This window comes from Thermotoga maritima MSB8 (genome assembly GCF_000008545.1).
GTDB classification, from domain to species: domain Bacteria; phylum Thermotogota; class Thermotogae; order Thermotogales; family Thermotogaceae; genus Thermotoga; species Thermotoga maritima.
This window is the reverse complement of record NC_000853.1, coordinates 767,288-784,827: the sequence shown is the minus strand read 5'-3', so window position 1 is coordinate 784,827 and position 17,540 is coordinate 767,288. Positions and strand designations below refer to the sequence as shown.

Sequence of the window (17,540 nt, the reverse complement as noted above, 5' to 3'; positions counted from 1 at the left end):
GTCAATCCAGGGGGCATACGCCCCCTTTTATTTTTGTGCAAAAATATATGAGGAAGGAAAGAACAGGACATAGAAATATACAACCGAGGTGAGAAAATGAGAAAGTGCCTGCTTTCTGTAGCTATGATAGTGAAAGACGAAGAACACAACATAAGAAGAGCCCTTGAAAGTATCAAAGACGTTGTCGATGAAATCGTGGTTGTTGACACAGGATCTACAGACAGAACACCAGAGATTGTGAGAGAATACACGGACAAGCTCTACTTCCACGAGTGGAAAAACGATTTCTCTGAAGCAAGAAACTTCTCTTTGAAATTTCCCACCTGCGAGTGGGTCCTTATCCTGGACGCTGACGAAGAAGCTTCAGAAGAGTTCAGACAAAACATCAGAAGTTTTCTGGAAAGCCTTCCAGAAGACGTGAACACCGTGTATCTTCCTACAGTGAGCTATCTTGATTGGGATTTCAAAAGAACAGAAATAGCCTCAACCCCTAGAATCTTCAGAAATGGTACTGTTTATTACAAGAACATTGTGCACAACCAAGCCGTTTATAAACCAAAGGTGGTGCATGCACCATTTGTGATTTATCATTACGGCTACATCTGGACAAGAAAGCTCAAAAAGAACAAGTATGAACGAACAGCGACGCTGATCAGGGAACAACTAAAAACTGTGAAAAATCCCATTGAAAAGATATATTACCTTATCCAGCTCTACAAAACAGAGAAAACAGGTGGCAGAAAACATGAAGAAAACAGAATTGCATGGGAAACTCTGCAGGAAATAATGAAGGTTGGGAAAATACCTCCAATAGGTCTGGAGTTTCTTTATATATTCGGAATGGAGCTGATTTTGAACGGGTTTCTTGAAAAAGGGGAAGAACTCATAGATACTGCCATAAGGGTTTTTCCGGAAAATCCTGATCCATATTTTGCAAAGCTTGCTATCTATGAGAGAAGAAAAGACTGGGAAAATCTCTATCAATGGGGAAAGAAATTTCTCGATGTTTTAAATAAAGCTCTATCGCAGGCTGAAAAGTATGAATTCACCATCACAACTATAAAAGAAATAGGAACAGCTCACCTTCTCATGTGCCACGCTTGTATAAAGCTTAAAAAATGGAACGAAGCCTATGAACATCTACTGAAAGCAATCGAAAATAATATAGATGAGTCTAAATTCACCCTCACACTCCAAATTGTTTCAGAGATAGATGAAAGTGAGAATTTTCAAAAGGTACTTAAATTGGTAGAAAAGATCGCTGAACACTCTGAAAATCTGTTTTTCGATGAAATAGTTGAGAAAATCGCAGAATTTGAGATAGAAGCATCCGAAGAACTTTTGAACAAACTACCCGTTTCAAGGAAAATCTCCAAATTCATTTTGAAAAGATTAGTAGAAAAAAAGGATTTCCTGTTTGAATACCTGACAGGCGGTGATATTAACTCCTTTGTGGAAAAAACAGGTATCCCCGGACTTCTTTTCATTTTCGATCTTTTGAAGAATAGGGAAACAGAAGGAAGGCTCATCAGAATTCTCTCGAAGATAGAAGGCGATGAAAAGCCAAACGGTATCGTACAGGCTCTCATCGGTGACCTGTATCTGAAACTTGGAAACTTCTCAGAAGCCATCTCGAGGTACAGAAAAGCATTGGAACTGGCCCCGGAGATAGGAAATTTCATAAAACCTGTGATAGAAGATCTGAAAACACGACTCGACCCGGACATAGAAGGAGTCTATGAGGAACTGTACAGATACTTCTCAGGCTACAGAGAGTTTCCGTTCAACATTCTCGAATTCACGAAGGAAGACGCGGAAAAACTGTATCTCATCTCTGATCATCCACTCGCCATCTACACCTCGGCGGTGGCTGTGTTTCCAAAAAGCAAAGAAAAAGCAAGAGCGCTTCTTGAAAGAATAAAAGACGTCTCGAAACTTTCATTTTACTACTACCGCCTCGCAAAGACATGGGAAGAAGAAAATCCATCGAAAGCTTTCGAACTTCACATAAAGGCAGTGGAAGAAAACGAAAACCTGGGAGACATAGCACTTGGAAGATACAAATACGACGGGCTTTATCCGAACCAGACTTTTCCGTTCATGAAAAAAGAAGACGAAATCGTCTGGGCGGGGAACATAACAGAGAAATTTTCCGGCCTTGGTGTGATCCACCCTGTCAGAGCTTGGAAGAGAAAAGAAAACCTCTACTACGCACTTCCACATCCTACAGATGAAGCTCTGAAGCTCTACAAAGAAAGGGAAAAAGAAATCCTGAAGGAACCTCCATTCAAAGTGAAAGAAGAGCACATGATAGGGGTTCTCCTGGAAAGCGATATAAGAGACCTGAGAATCAAAGGGGAAGCTTCTGGTCTTGAATCCATTCTGAAAGATCTGGAAATAGAACTGAAAGAAGACTCCAAAAACCTCCTTGTTGTTTCTGGTGTTGAAGAGACTCTCGATCTGAGTAAAATTGCTGAAGATGCTGAAAGGGTTCTTCTTTTCTTCTTCGTTCCTGATCTGAGAGATAGAAATAACTCTGTTTGGTATTATCCTGCTTTTAGAGTATTGAGAACCACCCATCAAATGAAGAAAACTCTGGAAGATTTGAGATTCTCCGTTGTTAAAGTGAAAGCACTTGATAAAAACCTCAGGTTCATTGAAGCCTTAAGGAGGCTCTGATCATGGACATCTTTGAAGAGATAAGAAAAAAGATTGAACAAAAAGAATTCTCGAAAGCAAAAGAAATGGCTGAAAAAATAGAAGATGAAGTGGAAAAATACAACTCACTTGGAATCATACACTACTACGAAGGTAAAGTCAGCGAAGCGCTTGAGTTTTTCAAAAAAGCCCTCGATATCAATCCAGTTCACGATGATGCTCTTTTCAACTACTCGAAGGTGCTCTTCGAAAAGGGAGAATACTTTGAATCCTGGAGATATTTGACGAGGATCAACAACAAAACGTGGGAAGTCTACGACATGCTCGGAGACACACAGCTGAAACAGAACAATCCAGCGATGGCTCTTTATTATTACAAAAAGGCAGCAGAACTTTCCAACATACCGGAAATGAAAGAAAAATACCAAATCCTGAAAGACCAGTTCAAAAAAGACGTAAAGCTTGCCATATTCTGCCTTCCTGGTCTGGACAACTTCATAAAGGATATAGCTCAGATTTTGTCGAACATCTACGATGTGAAGCTTGTTGTTACAACAGATGTCAGACAGATCCAGGAAGCTTACAACTGGGCGGATATCGTTTGGCTCGAATGGGCGAACGAAATGGCAGTGGAGGTAACAAATAAGCTTCCAAAGGATGGGAAAAAAATTCTTTGTCGACTTCACAGCTATGAAGCATTGGCCAATTACCCTGAAAAAATAAATTGGAAAAACGTCGATAAATTGATTCTTGTTGCAGAACATATAGAACGTATCCTTCGAGATTACCATTCTGAAGTTTACAAGCAAGTAAAAGACAAGATAGTAATTGTTCCAAACGGTCTTGATCTGAACAGACTTAAGTTCAAAGTTAGACAACCCGGATTCAACATAGCAGTTGTGGCTCACATCAATCATAAAAAAGATCCTGCTATGTGGCTTCAAATTATAGGCATGTTGAGAAAAATTGATGAAAGATACACTTTACACATAGCTGGGGATTTTCAGGAAATAAGGTACGCTAATTATTTCAAACACTTCATAAAGGACGCAGGCCTTGAAAAGAACGTAAAACTCTACGGCTGGGTCGAGGACGTGAACGCTTTTCTTGAAGATAAAAATTATCTGCTTTCAACGAGTATTCATGAAAGCTTCGGGTACAACATTGCTGAAGCGATGGCAAAAGGGATAAAACCTATTATACATAACTACGCTGGGGCAAAGACGCAGTGGCCAGATGATCTTGTATTTAACTTTATCGACGAAGTAATTCGAATTGTAACCAGCAGAGATTACAACTCAGAGAAATATAGATCGTTTGTCGAAAAAAACTGTTCTCTTGAGAAGCAAATTACATCAATATTGAGCATTGTCCAACTTCAAGATAACAACAGAACAAAAAATAAATCAATCCATAAGAAATCAACCACAGACACAGAGAATAGTTTCGCGAAAATATGGAAAGAGTATAGTAAAATTGATTCTTTCACGATCATGAACGATCTTCCAGGAAAAAGTCTTAGATCAGAATTCGTAAGTTTATTAGAGCGCTTTTTTATTCTCAATAAAGCACGGATTTTAGAAGTCGGAACTGGAACAGGGGCGTTCTCAATTGAACTTGCACTCAGAGAAGCAGATGTCACTGGTATAGACATCGATCCTACTTCCATCGAACTAGCAATCAGGATAAGCAAGGATTATAATGTTGAAAACGTTGAATTCAAAGTAGGTGATGGTTTCAAACTAACAGAATCGTTCAAACCACAGGAGTTTGATATTGCTTTCAACATGGGAGTGGTTGAACACTTTAAAGATGACGACATAATCAAAATGTTAAAGCAGATGGGTGAAGTTGCGAAATTCGTTGTAGTAGGCGTTCCGTACAGTGGTTCGTTTGTTTACAAAACAGCAAAAGAAACCGCTCAAAAACTTGGTGCCTGGGAATATGGTTTTGAAAGAGATTTTTTAACCTTGGAACCTCTTATCAGACGAGCAGGTTTGATCCCTCTTCATGAAGAAGTAATAGGAGTTCTGGCAGAACCGTTTTACCTGAGAAGGATAAATCCAGAGTGGGTACCTTTAAAAATAGCTGAGAATTTGCAAAAATATTTTCAAGGTGAAAAAGTTGGTTCATGGCTGATTTGTTTTGCAACAAAATGGCCAGGTTACGCAGATGAATTTCTGAAATTAGATGATCACAAGAAAATAAAGTTTGAAAGCACACAAATAAGCTTATTAACTGTCCCCAAGCCGCTGGTTTCTATTGTTATACCTGTTTTGAACGGAGCAAATTATGTAAAAAGACTCGTGGATAATATTAAACGGATCGATTATGAGAATTTCGAAGTTGTATTAGTTGACGATGGTTCAACTGATGGAACAGCTGATTTATTTGAAAGGCTCATAAAAGGAGAACCTAAGTTACGAGAGAAGATTTTGATAATTAGAAATAAAGAAAACGTTGGAACCTTTCACTCAAGATTGATAGGCGTTAAACACAGCCAAGGATCATTTGTTTTCTTTCATGATATTGATGATCTTGTTTACTCCAAAGGAGTCAAAAAACTTCTGGATGATTTGTTGAATTTTCCGAACAAAAAAACATTACTCACTGTAACAAATGCTTTGATGTCAGGAGAACAGTTCAATGGAGAAATTTGGTGTAGTAATTTTTACAAAAACAAAGAAGAATTGTTTGTTTCAGAAATCACTTCTCTTTCAGGGAAATTTTCGATAATAGACACTCTTATAGAACGTATCCCTCTTCAAAAAGCTTATGAAGAACTTGCCGAAGTTCTTCATAAAGTAGGAATAATAAAAATGACGATTGCCGAGGATACAATTCTTGCCGATTATCTTTTATTGGAGCATTTTGTGGAAAAAATGATTCCTACTTTCTACACTTTCCTGGGCTATGAGGTCGGTAACTTACAATCGAGCTCAAAAAAACTTTTGGAAAGGATCAAACAGATTCCCATACAAATCTCTTTCCTCATGGTAATGTCACAAAAAGAAAAATTATTCGATAAGGCAACTCTCAATCAGCTTGAAAATACTGTGAAGCAAAGCGCTGCTAGAATCTATGGTCAGGAATTGGGACAGAAATTCTTTGAAAACTATCTAGAATTCAAACGTCGCTTTTCCAGTATACTTCTATAAATTACAATATATGAAAAAATTCACATAGTTGTTCCAGTTTTTGAAACCGCTTTCCTTACATTTTCTGCTATAATCACTTTGGAATCCCTAATTTAATGGAGGTGTCTCTGTATGCCAAAAATCTGGACTGAAAGGATCTTCGACGATCCGGAAATCTACGTTTTGAGGATAGATGATGACCGAATAAGATACTTCGAAGCGGTCTGGGAAATACCCGAAGGGATCAGCTACAACGCATATCTTGTGAAGCTGAATGGTGCAAACGTTCTGATAGACGGCTGGAAGGGAAACTACGCAAAAGAGTTCATCGACGCTCTGTCCAAGATCGTTGATCCCAAAGAGATCACGCACATCATCGTAAACCACACCGAGCCGGACCACAGCGGATCTCTCCCCGCAACACTCAAAACGATTGGACACGATGTGGAAATAATCGCTTCGAACTTCGGAAAAAGACTTCTCGAAGGCTTCTACGGCATAAAAGACGTGACTGTCGTGAAGGATGGAGAAGAGAGAGAAATCGGAGGAAAAAAATTCAAATTCGTCATGACTCCATGGCTTCACTGGCCCGACACGATGGTGACGTATCTTGATGGAATTCTCTTCAGCTGTGATGTGGGTGGTGGATACCTGCTCCCAGAGATCCTGGACGACTCAAACGAGAGCGTTGTGGAAAGGTACCTTCCCCACGTCACAAAGTACATCGTCACGGTGATAGGCCATTACAAGAATTACATCCTCGAAGGTGCGGAAAAGCTCTCCAGTCTGAAGATAAAGGCGCTCCTTCCAGGGCACGGACTGATCTGGAAGAAAGATCCTCAGAGACTTTTGAATCACTACGTGAGCGTTGCAAAGGGAGATCCGAAAAAAGGAAAGGTCACGGTGATCTACGATTCCATGTACGGCTTCGTCGAGAACGTGATGAAGAAGGCGATCGACTCTCTCAAGGAGAAAGGTTTCACACCGGTTGTGTACAAATTCTCCGACGAAGAGAGACCCGCGATCAGCGAGATCCTGAAAGACATCCCGGACAGTGAAGCACTGATCTTCGGTGTTTCCACCTACGAAGCAGAGATACATCCACTCATGAGATTCACCCTTCTCGAGATAATAGATAAAGCGAACTACGAAAAACCCGTCCTCGTCTTTGGAGTGCACGGCTGGGCTCCATCCGCAGAAAGAACAGCAGGAGAGCTTCTGAAAGAAACGAAGTTCAGAATTCTCTCCTTCACGGAGATAAAAGGTTCAAACATGGATGAGAGAAAGATCGAAGAGGCGATATCTCTTCTCAAAAAAGAACTGGAGTGATGAACTGTGAAAGTAGTGATCGTTGGAAACGGCCCCGGCGGGGTTGAACTCGCAAAACAGCTTTCAGAAGAACACGAGGTCACCATCGTGGAAAGAGAAACGGTGCCCTACTACACGAAACCCATGCTCAGCCATTACGTCGCGGGACTGGCGGAAGAAAAAAGTCTCTTTCCCTATCCGATCGACTGGTACGAAAAGAAGGGAATAAAACTCCTTCTTGGAACAACCGCAAAGAGAATAGACGCAGAAAAGAAAGTTCTCGAAACAGACAGAGGAACCCTTGAATATGACGTCCTCGTTCTCGCAACGGGTGCAAAGCCAAGGACACTGAAGATACCCGGCTGGGAGCGAATGTACACTCTGAGGACGATAGAAGATGCAAAAAGATTGAAAGGAGCAGTAGAAAGAGAGAAAGATCTTCTCATCATCGGCGGAGGGTTCATCGGTCTTGAAATCGCAGGAAATCTGTCGAAGCAGGGTATCAAAGTGAAAGTGGTTGAGAAAATGACCCGTCTCATGGGGCTGGACGAAGAACTGACAGAGAGAATAAAAGGAGAGCTCGAAAAACACGGAGTGGAGTTTTACCTCGGCAGGGACGTGGAGAGAATAGAAAACGATGTTCTCGTCACAGACAAAGAAGAGATACCGGCGAGGGTGATTCTCTGCTCCATAGGAATTGTCCCGGAGGTGTCGCTCGCAAAGGAGAGCGGACTCGATGTGAACAGAGGCATCTTGGTGGACAAAACGTTCAGAACCTCGAAACCTGACATATATGCCATTGGAGACTGCGCAGAGCACGAAGGCATCATCTGTGGAACGGCGAAAGCCGCTATGGCACACGCGAAAGTTCTGGCAAACACGTTGAAGGGCATACCCGATGAGTACGATTTCCACTTCAGATCTTCTTACTTCAAGTTCGGAGACTTTCCTATAGCCATAGTTGGAGAGCTCACAGACAGAGGAGAGTGGATCGACAGCGAAACAAAGTCTTTCTACAGAGACGAAAAAATCGTCGGTGTGGTCGTTCTCTCCGACGTGAGAAAAGCCAGGGAGTGGGAGGAAAGACTAAGAAGCACGCGATGAGGCTTTTCGACAGAATAGCGGAAAAGTACGATCTTTTGAATAGAATCCTCTCTTTTGGCATGGATACAAAATGGAGAAAACGGGTAGTGGAACTCATCCTTGAGGTGAATCCAGAAAAGGTCCTCGATCTTGCCACAGGAACCGGAGATGTAGCCAGACTCCTGAAAAGAAAAGCACCGCATCTCGAAATCACAGGCCTGGATTCTTCATCGAAGATGCTGGAAATAGCAGAAAAGAGATTGAAAGATGGAGAGTTCATCGTAGGAGACGCTCACAATCTTCCTTTCTACGATAGAAGTTTCGATGCCATCACCGTGGCTTTCGGCTTCAGAAATTTCTCAGACAGAAGAAGAGTCCTGAGAGAGTGCAGAAGAGTTCTCAAAAGAAAGGGAAGGTTGGTGATCCTTGAACTCCTTCCACCTAACACCAAAAGATTCACGGGAAAGATCTACTCTTTTTATTTGAAGACCTGGGTTCCATTCGTTGGGGGTCTTTTCAGTGGGGATTTCCATGCCTACAGGTACCTCTCCACCTCAGTCCTCAACTTCCTGACACCGGATCAAATAGTGGAGATGATGAAAGAAGAAGGCTTCGAGGTGAGTTTTGAACCTCTTTTCTTCTCTGTAGCGGGAATTTTCATCGGCGATTTGATTTGGTGAGATGTTTTGGATCACCTGCAAAAGCTGATAGAATTTTCTCAGGTAATTAATTCGTCTCAGAAACGAATTTAACATAAGGGGGCAGGATCATGAAGATCTCCATCATCGGAGCAGGAAGTGTGAGGTTCGCACTTCAGCTTGTGGGAGACATCGCTCAGACGGAGGAACTTTCAAGGGAAGATACACACATCTACATGATGGACGTTCACGAAAGAAGACTGAACGCATCTTACATCCTCGCAAGAAAGTACGTGGAAGAGCTGAACTCTCCTGTGAAGATCGTAAAAACATCCAGTCTGGATGAAGCCATAGATGGAGCAGACTTCATCATAAACACCGCCTATCCTTACGATCCGAGGTACCACGACAGCGGCTCTCAAAGATGGGACGAGGTCACAAAGGTCGGTGAAAAACACGGCTACTACAGAGGAATAGACAGTCAAGAGCTGAACATGGTTTCCACTTACACCTACGTTCTTTCTTCTTATCCCGACATGAAGCTCGCCCTCGAGATAGCGGAGAAGATGAAAAAGATGGCACCCAAAGCGTACTTGATGCAGACGGCAAATCCCGTCTTCGAGATCACGCAGGCGGTGAGAAGGTGGACTGGTGCGAACATAGTGGGGTTCTGCCACGGTGTTGCCGGGGTTTATGAAGTCTTCGAAAAACTCGACCTCGATCCGGAAGAGGTAGACTGGCAGGTCGCCGGGGTGAACCACGGTATCTGGCTGAACAGGTTCAGATACAGAGGAGAAGATGCATACCCGCTTCTTGACGAGTGGATAGAGAAGAAGCTACCAGAGTGGGAGCCGAAGAACCCATGGGACACACAGATGTCTCCTGCCGCGATGGATATGTACAAATTTTACGGTATGCTTCCGATAGGTGACACCGTGAGGAACGGCAGCTGGAAGTACCACTACAACCTGGAGACGAAGAAGAAGTGGTTTGGAAAGTTCGGCGGTATAGACAACGAAGTGGAAAGACCGAAATTCCACGAGCAACTCAGAAGAGCAAGAGAGCGCCTCATAAAACTCGCAGAAGAGGTTCAGCAAAACCCAGGTATGAAACTCACAGAGGAACATCCCGAGATCTTCCCGAAAGGAAAACTCAGCGGAGAACAGCACATTCCTTTCATCAACGCGATAGCGAACAACAAACGTGTGAGGCTCTTTCTGAACGTGGAGAACCAGGGAACACTCAAAGACTTTCCCGATGATGTCGTGATGGAACTTCCCGTCTGGGTGGACTGCTGTGGAATCCACAGAGAGAAAGTGGAACCCGATCTCACCCACCGGATAAAGATCTTCTATCTGTGGCCCAGGATTCTGAGAATGGAGTGGAACTTAGAAGCATACATCTCGAGGGACAGAAAGGTGCTCGAAGAAATCCTCATCAGAGATCCAAGGACAAAATCCTACGAGCAGATCGTGCAAGTGCTCGATGAGATCTTCAACCTGCCGTTCAACGAAGAGTTGAGGAGATACTACAAAGAGAAACTCTGAAAGAACAAAGCCCCCTGACCGGGGGCTTTTCTTTTGGCTGGGGCGGGTGGATTCGAACCACCGATCGCGGATCCAAAGTCCGCCGCCTTACCGCTTGGCCACGCCCCAACCCTTTCCGTGCTATAATTTTACCACTGTAGGAAAGCTCCTTCAAGGGAGGAAGCCAGCATGCGAAAGATCACACTTCGTTCAAAACTGGACGGGAGAGAGATCGTTTTCGAGGAAAATCAAAATCTCTTCGATATAGCCAGAGAGTACCAGAAGTACTACAGGTACAAAATACTGGCTGCGAGGGTGAACAACAGGATAATAGAACTCTTCAGAACACCCGATAGAAGCGGAGAACTCGAATTTTTAGACCTCACAGATCCCGACGGACTCAGAATATACCAGAGAGGACTCGTCTTCCTCGCAAGTCTCGCCGTGAGAAAACTGAATTCGGAATGGCGATTGAAGGTCCTTCACTCACTCGGGAAGGGGATATACTGCGAAATCTATAAGGGAAATGAATTAATCGTTCCCGATCAGAATCAGGTGTTCGCCATAAAAGATAAGATGAGAGAACTCGTCGAGAAAGATCTGCCTATTGAGAAGAGAACGTTCTACAAAGACGAAGCAAGGGAGATATTAATGAAGGAAGGACTTGTGAAAACGGTCAACCTCTTCAAGTACAGAAAGAAGAGAACCGTGAAGCTTTACCACTGCGATGGTTTTTGGGCGTACTTCTACGGATATCTTCCACCGAGCACCGGCAGGATTGACGTTTTCGATGTTCAGCCCTACAATCAGGGGCTCGTTCTTGTCCATCCGGATCCAAAAACAAGAGAGCTTCCCGTCATCCACATGCCCAAACTCTCCCAGGTGTTCCTCGAATACGCCCGATGGCTGAACGTTCTGGAACTCGAGTACGTATCCGATCTCAACGATATCATAGCCCGTGGGGAAAGGCACGTGGCTGACCTTATGCTTCTTTCCGAAGCACTTCATGAAAAGAAGATCTCAGACATAGCGGATGAAATCGCAAAAGACAAAAGAAAACGGCTCATTCTGATTGCGGGTCCTTCCTCTTCGGGAAAGACCACCTTCGCCAAGAGACTCTCACTCCAGCTCAGAGTGAACGGTCTAAAACCGGTTGCCATTTCCCTTGACGACTACTTTGTGGACAGAGAAAAAACACCGCGTGATGAAAACGGAAACTACGATTTCGACTCGATAGAGGCCCTCGACATAGAACTCTTCAACAGGAACCTTCAGGATCTTTTGGCTGGAAAAGAGGTGGTCCTGCCGAAGTTCAACTTCAAGACCGGAAAGAGAATGAGAGGTCCCACGCTCAAATTGGAGAAGGACAACATCATCATCGTCGAAGGAATACACGGTCTGAACGAACGTCTGACGGCCTCAATACCGAAAGAGCAAAAGTTCAAGATATACGTGAGTGCATTGACTCAGCTGAACATAGACGATCACAACAGAGTCACAACAACGGACACGCGGCTCATCAGAAGAATCGTGAGGGACTACAAGTTCCGGGGACACACCGCGTACGATACATTGAAGATGTGGCCAAACGTCAGAAAGGGTGAAGAAAGAAACATCTTCCCGTTCCAGGAAGAGGCCGATGTGATGTTCAACTCGGCCCTGGTTTACGAAATACCAGTGCTCAGGATATTCGCTGAACCGCTTCTCGTTCAAGTTCCGGAAGATGTTCCAGAGTACTCGGAAGCGCTGAGACTTCTGAAACTTCTGGACTTCTTCCTTCCGATCACGAACATAGAAGATATTCCCGATAAATCGATCCTCAGAGAGTTCATAGGAAGGAGTATCTTCAAATATTGATGAGAAGGTTGATACTGCTCTTTGCTATCTTTTCTGTGACTTTGCTTGCGGAGACAATCACACTCGATGCGACTCTTTTGAATTTCGATGATCTGCTGCAGCTTCTGGAGATCCACTCCAGGGTGTTTGACGTCACCCCACCTTCCACTGGGACTGTGGGAAGTATGAGGTACCTCGAGTACAACGGGCACGTTCTTGCAAACGTTGAAGACCTCTACATACTCGACAACAACAAACTGCCGTCTCCTGGGGTTCCGGTGGAAACCTTGAAACTCTTCGGAGTGGATTACATTCAAACCGGCGATGGTGTGAAGATCATAACGTGTCGCGTGAACTCGATCGAAGAGATAGGAAAAACCGTCGTTGTGAATTTCGAAGGTGAGAAGAACTTCGACGTTGAACAAACTCAGAACTCTGTGAGAATCATTGCAAAAGATTGGCTCTTGTTCAGAGGAGTCGTTAAGATGCCCGAGGAAGTTCTCTACGAAAAAGAGAATGTCAGAATCGAAAGAACGGCCGAGAGTGATGGCCAGTTCAGGATTCTGTTGTCCGCCGAATCGGTAGGAAAATACGTTGTGAAACCCTTCGGTGAAAGGGTCGATCCGTACGAGAAGGATGTCGTTTTTCTCGTGGGTTACGGTGATGGAAGAATAATCGTGAGGAGCTTTTCGAAAGACCTGAACGGTTTGGATCTTCCCGCATATTCAGAATCTTTGAAGCTCGCAAGAAAGATAGCAAATGAGCTGGGCTACAAACTCGAAGAATGTCCTGTGTACGATATACCCGTTGGTGTTATCGGGATGATCGTACTTTTGAAGGGAAAAGACGAAATGCCCGTATTTCTGAATACCGTTGAGAGGTTGATGGCGGAATGAGGAAAAGCGTCTTTGTTCTTGTTTTTTTGATGGCATCCGTTCTTTTCTCCGTTGAACTGAAGATCTGTTATCTGAACGAAGATCTCCTTCCCATTGTGAAAGTTACGGAGGGAAGGGACAATCCTGTTCTCGAAATCTTCGAAGCACTTTCTTCTCCACCCGAGGGATTGAAAACCTTCGTTCCAGAAGGTGTTCTGAGAGCGTACTTCTTTGTAGGTGACTACCTCATTCTCGATTTTTATGGAGAGAAATTGAAGGGAATGAACTTTGATTCGGAGAGGTACTTCCTCCATCAGGTGCTCTACACGACCTTTCTGAACGTAAAGGGTGTGAACAACGTGTACATCATAATAGATGGAAAGAAACGAGATGTTCTCGCGAAGCACGTGGACATCAGATTCAGCTTTCCAAGAGAGGTGTGGGAAAAGTGGCCGATACGCTGAAGCCTGGAGACAGAGTACTGCTTTCTTTCGAAGATGAGAGCGAATTTCTGGTCGATCTCGAAAAAGATAAAAAGCTTCACACTCATCTCGGTATCATCGATTTGAACGAAGTGTTCGAGAAAGGTCCTGGAGAAATCATACGAACGTCCGCAGGAAAGAAGGGGTACATTTTGATACCCAGCCTGATCGACGAGATCATGAACATGAAAAGAAGGACCCAGATAGTCTATCCAAAGGATTCATCTTTCATCGCGATGATGCTCGATGTGAAAGAGGGAGACAGGATCATCGACACAGGTGTGGGAAGCGGTGCCATGTGCGCTGTGCTCGCGCGGGCCGTTGGAAGTTCTGGAAAGGTCTTTGCTTATGAGAAGAGAGAAGAATTCGCAAAGCTCGCCGAAAGTAATCTAACGAAGTGGGGGTTGATAGAAAGAGTTACAATAAAGGTGAGGGACATCTCCGAAGGCTTCGATGAAAAAGATGTGGACGCTCTGTTCCTGGATGTTCCAGATCCTTGGAACTACATCGATAAGTGCTGGGAAGCTCTGAAAGGCGGTGGTAGGTTCGCAACCGTATGTCCAACGACAAACCAAGTCCAGGAAACCCTGAAAAAACTCCAGGAGCTTCCGTTCATAAGGATAGAAGTGTGGGAAAGTCTTTTCAGACCGTACAAACCAGTTCCGGAAAGACTGAGACCGGTGGATAGAATGGTTGCCCATACTGCGTACATGATATTCGCCACCAAAGTGTGCAGAAGGGAGGAAACAGAATGAGACTGAACCAGATTTCAAAGTTTGCTATCGTCAGTGTAGTAGTACTCGTTCTTGCGCTTCTTCTCGGGGGTTCTGCTAAAACGAATCTCACCGTAGAAGAAGTGAACAAGGCATTGGAGCCGTTCTTTGATTCGCTTTCTTACATCCTGAACTATTACTACGAAGCGGACAAGCTTGACATCAACAAGCTCATAGACCACGCGATAGACGGCCTTGTGAAGGGAACGGGAGACGATTTTTCCTACTACCAGGACCCAGAAACCTACCGTGAAAACCAGATAGAAATGAAGGGAGAGTACGGTGGGCTTGGAATAGAAGTGACCTACGATGCGGAACATGGCGCTATAAAGGTAGTGGCTCCTATGTATGGCACTCCCGCCTGGAGGGCTGGACTCAAAGCGGGTGATCTCATCATAACCATAGACGGCACACCCGTGTCCAAGATGACCTACATGGAAGCCGTGAACAACCTGAGAGGAGAACCCGGAACCTCTGTCACGATCGAGGTTCTCAGAGACGGTGAAAAACTCACCTTCACCATCGTGAGGGAGAAGATCGAGATAAAGATGGTGCTTTACTCCTTCATAGAAACGGAAAAAGGAAGTATCGGGTACGTCAGGATCACACGCTTCGGAGAAAAAGCAGATTCCGACATGAAAAACGCTCTGGACAAGATCTTCGAAAAGGGTGTGAAGGGATTGATAATCGATGTGAGGGACAACCCCGGTGGATACCTCGATGTCGCTCTCAAGATCGTCAGCATGTTCGTCGACAAAGGTGTGATTCTGAAGGTCAGAAACGGATTCGGAGAAGAAGACGTCTACGAATCCTATGGAAACAGCTATCCGAACGTACCGATAGTACTTCTGGTGAACGAAGGATCGGCCTCGGCATCCGAGATACTGACGGGAGCGCTCAAAGACCTCGGCATTGCAACCGTTGTTGGGAGAAAAACCTTCGGTAAAGGTTCAGTCCAGACAGGTTTCCCACTGAGCAACGGTGGTGTTCTCTTTCTCACAACGGCTCACTACCTGACACCATCTGGAAAGGACATTCACAAGATCGGAATAGAGCCCGATGTCCTGGTAGAAGAAAGCGTTGAGGAGGAACTCCATGCAGAAACCAGAGAACAGATAGAAGTAGATCCAGAAAAGGATCCATTCGTGAAAAAGGGCCTCGAGGTGTTACTCGAGAAAATAAAATGACGAGAAACGGATTTCTCTTCATCCTGTTTGTGGTAACTCTGGCTTTACTGATTGTAGACGTATCTTTCAAGAACGAAAGGAAGAGAATCGAGAGACTTCCTTCCTTTGATGTTGTCGTTGAAACACCCTTCAAAGAAACCGTTGAAGAGATGAAGATAGAACTCAACCGATCGATCCTGGTGAGCGAGGTTTTGAAGGAAGTGGAGAAAGCCGAGTACTATCCGGAGTGGAAGGCTTTTGTTTTCAGGAGCAGAGCAGACTTTGAAAAGGCGATCAACGTGGTGAAAAGAGAGACGGGTGAGAGACTGTCCATCAAGACCACAGAAGATGGTGTAGAATACTTCTTTTCCAGCGGGATGTACTTCATTTTGAAGGTGAAATGATGCTGAACCTGATAAATCTGGACGATTCAGGGAAGAAGTACTCTTTTCTGGTGCCGATTCTGGTGTTCTTTGTGAACACTGTCGTTTTTTGGAACGATATAGCGATGGTGTACAACTCGCTCAGGATTCTCCTGAAGATTTTCGAGGATTTCTTTTTGTTTTTTCTCTATTCTCTCTCGATATCCGGGCTCTACAAAACGATAACGAACAGAGCACCAGCAGAGATGATGTGGGCACTTTCTCCATACGTTTTCTTACCCCTTCTTTCTGCGTTTCTGGATGTTCGAATTTCTCTTTTGATTCTCTTTTTCGCTTCTTTGTTCCTTTTTAGGAAGCTGGAGCTGAAAAATTTGATTCTTATTTCACTTGTGAGAGCATCTGCGCTTTGCCTTTTCATATGGAAGATCTCCTCATGGATGAGGTGAGGGAAGATGAACATAGCGATGTTCAGCGATACCTACGCTCCTCAAATAAACGGCGTGGCAACGTCGATAAGGGTGTACAAAAAGAAACTGACGGAACGTGGTCACAAGGTTGTGGTGGTGGCTCCTTCCGCCCCCGAGGAAGAAAAGGATGTATTCGTTGTGAGGAGCATTCCCTTTCCCTTCGAGCCGCAACACAGAATCTCCATCGCTTCTACAAAAAATATTCTGGAGTTCATGAGAGAAAACAACGTCCAGATAATACACAGCCACTCTCCCTTTTTCATAGGGTTTAAAGCGTTGAGGGTTCAGGAGGAAATGGGATTGCCACACGTTCACACGTATCACACACTACTGCCCGAATACAGACACTACATCCCAAAACCCTTCACTCCTCCCAAAAGATTGGTGGAACACTTCAGCGCGTGGTTCTGCAATATGACAAACGTGGTGATCGCTCCCACAGAAGACATAAAAAGAGAACTCGAAAGCTACGGCGTGAAAAGACCCATTGAAGTGTTACCCACCGGTATAGAAGTGGAGAAATTCGAAGTAGAAGCACCTGAAGAATTGAAAAGAAAATGGAATCCTGAGGGAAAGAAAGTGGTTCTCTACGCCGGAAGAATAGCTAAAGAGAAGAATCTGGATTTTCTTCTGAGAGTTTTCGAGAGTTTGAACGCACCGGGCATCGCCTTCATTATGGTAGGAGACGGTCCTGAAAGAGAGGAAGTGGAGGAATTCGCGAAGGAGAAAGGACTCGATTTGAAGATCACAGGATTCGTACCTCACGACGAAATTCCCCTCTATTACAAACTCGGAGATGTCTTTGTTTTTGCTTCGAAAACGGAAACACAGGGACTGGTACTCCTGGAGGCCTTGGCTTCCGGCCTTCCCGTGGTGGCTCTGAAGTGGAAAGGAGTTAAGGATGTTTTGAAAAATTGCGAAGCAGCGGTTCTCATAGAAGAAGAAAATGAAAGACTCTTCGCCGAAAAGATAAAACACATTCTGAAAAACGATCGACTCAGAGAAGAGCTCTCAACAAAGGGGAGAGAATTCGTCAGAAAGGAATGGTCCGTTGATCGATTCGTTCAAAGGCTTGAAGAGATATACACGAGAGCAATAGAAGAAGGTCCTGTTGAAATAAACACATCTCTCATGATAAAGGAATTCGTCAAGTTCGAAAAATTGAAAGAGTTCTTCTCAAAGATCGAAGACAGAATCTGGAGGTGATC

Annotated in this window: 14 protein-coding genes and 1 tRNA gene; 14 read left to right on the top strand and 1 reads right to left on the bottom strand. The window is 44.2% G+C overall.

Annotated features, from left to right (window positions below; translation table 11 throughout):
* Positions 1 to 96: 96 nt before the first annotated feature.
* From TM_RS03880 to aglA, 6 genes are all read left to right on the top strand, one after another.
* The gene (locus TM_RS03880) at positions 97 to 2,679 is read left to right on the top strand and encodes a glycosyltransferase (protein WP_004080948.1); all 2,583 of its coding nucleotides are present in this window, start codon (positions 97 to 99) and stop codon (positions 2,677 to 2,679) included.
* 2 nt (positions 2,680 to 2,681) lie between these two features.
* On the top strand, positions 2,682 to 5,816 hold the full coding sequence (locus tag TM_RS03875; protein WP_004080950.1) for a glycosyltransferase: 3,135 nt from the start codon (positions 2,682 to 2,684) through the stop codon (positions 5,814 to 5,816).
* Positions 5,817 to 5,927: 111 nt separating this feature from the next.
* Positions 5,928 to 7,124 (top strand): FprA family A-type flavoprotein, encoded by a 1,197-nt coding sequence (locus TM_RS03870; RefSeq protein ID WP_004080952.1) that lies wholly within the window; start codon positions 5,928 to 5,930, stop codon positions 7,122 to 7,124.
* 6 nt (positions 7,125 to 7,130) lie between these two features.
* Positions 7,131 to 8,207, top strand: a complete 1,077-nt coding sequence (locus TM_RS03865; RefSeq protein WP_004080954.1) for an NAD(P)/FAD-dependent oxidoreductase — start codon at positions 7,131 to 7,133, stop codon at positions 8,205 to 8,207.
* Entirely contained in the window at positions 8,204 to 8,866 is a 663-nt protein-coding gene (gene ubiE / locus TM_RS03860; protein WP_004080956.1) for a bifunctional demethylmenaquinone methyltransferase/2-methoxy-6-polyprenyl-1,4-benzoquinol methylase UbiE, read from the top strand. The genes TM_RS03865 and ubiE overlap by 4 nt, the downstream gene beginning before the upstream one ends.
* 89 nt (positions 8,867 to 8,955) lie before the next feature.
* Complete coding sequence (gene aglA, locus TM_RS03855; RefSeq protein ID WP_004080958.1) at positions 8,956 to 10,371, top strand: alpha-glucosidase AglA; 1,416 nt, start codon at positions 8,956 to 8,958, stop codon at positions 10,369 to 10,371.
* Positions 10,372 to 10,405: 34 nt separating this feature from the next.
* Here aglA and TM_RS03850 read toward each other — a convergent pair.
* Positions 10,406 to 10,479: transfer RNA gene (locus TM_RS03850), tRNA-Gln, on the bottom strand.
* 60 nt (positions 10,480 to 10,539) lie between these two features.
* Between TM_RS03850 and TM_RS03845 the strand changes: the two genes are divergently transcribed.
* From TM_RS03845 to TM_RS03810, 8 genes are read left to right on the top strand one after another with little or no spacing between them, the layout of a single operon-like run.
* Complete coding sequence (locus TM_RS03845; protein ID WP_004080960.1) at positions 10,540 to 12,207, top strand: nucleoside kinase; 1,668 nt, start codon at positions 10,540 to 10,542, stop codon at positions 12,205 to 12,207.
* Positions 12,204 to 13,082, top strand: coding sequence for a DUF4941 domain-containing protein (locus TM_RS03840; RefSeq protein WP_004080962.1), 879 nt, complete (start codon positions 12,204 to 12,206; stop codon positions 13,080 to 13,082). Before TM_RS03845 ends, TM_RS03840 begins: the two co-directional genes overlap by 4 nt.
* On the top strand, positions 13,079 to 13,525 hold the full coding sequence (locus TM_RS03835) for a GerMN domain-containing protein (protein WP_004080964.1): 447 nt from the start codon (positions 13,079 to 13,081) through the stop codon (positions 13,523 to 13,525). Before TM_RS03840 ends, TM_RS03835 begins: the two co-directional genes overlap by 4 nt.
* Positions 13,510 to 14,298, top strand: coding sequence for a tRNA (adenine-N1)-methyltransferase (locus tag TM_RS03830; protein ID WP_004080966.1), 789 nt, complete (start codon positions 13,510 to 13,512; stop codon positions 14,296 to 14,298). The genes TM_RS03835 and TM_RS03830 overlap by 16 nt, the downstream gene beginning before the upstream one ends.
* On the top strand, positions 14,295 to 15,503 hold the full coding sequence (locus TM_RS03825) for a S41 family peptidase (protein ID WP_004080969.1): 1,209 nt from the start codon (positions 14,295 to 14,297) through the stop codon (positions 15,501 to 15,503). The genes TM_RS03830 and TM_RS03825 overlap by 4 nt, the downstream gene beginning before the upstream one ends.
* Positions 15,500 to 15,886 carry a hypothetical protein gene (locus TM_RS03820; protein WP_004080971.1) on the top strand — a complete coding sequence of 129 codons (387 nt, stop codon included), beginning with the start codon at positions 15,500 to 15,502 and terminating at the stop codon, positions 15,884 to 15,886. Before TM_RS03825 ends, TM_RS03820 begins: the two co-directional genes overlap by 4 nt.
* Positions 15,886 to 16,311 (top strand): hypothetical protein, encoded by a 426-nt coding sequence (locus tag TM_RS03815; protein ID WP_015646121.1) that lies wholly within the window; start codon positions 15,886 to 15,888, stop codon positions 16,309 to 16,311. Before TM_RS03820 ends, TM_RS03815 begins: the two co-directional genes overlap by 1 nt.
* 6 nt (positions 16,312 to 16,317) lie before the next feature.
* Complete coding sequence (locus tag TM_RS03810; protein ID WP_004080975.1) at positions 16,318 to 17,538, top strand: glycosyltransferase family 4 protein; 1,221 nt, start codon at positions 16,318 to 16,320, stop codon at positions 17,536 to 17,538.
* Positions 17,539 to 17,540 lie beyond the last annotated feature (2 nt).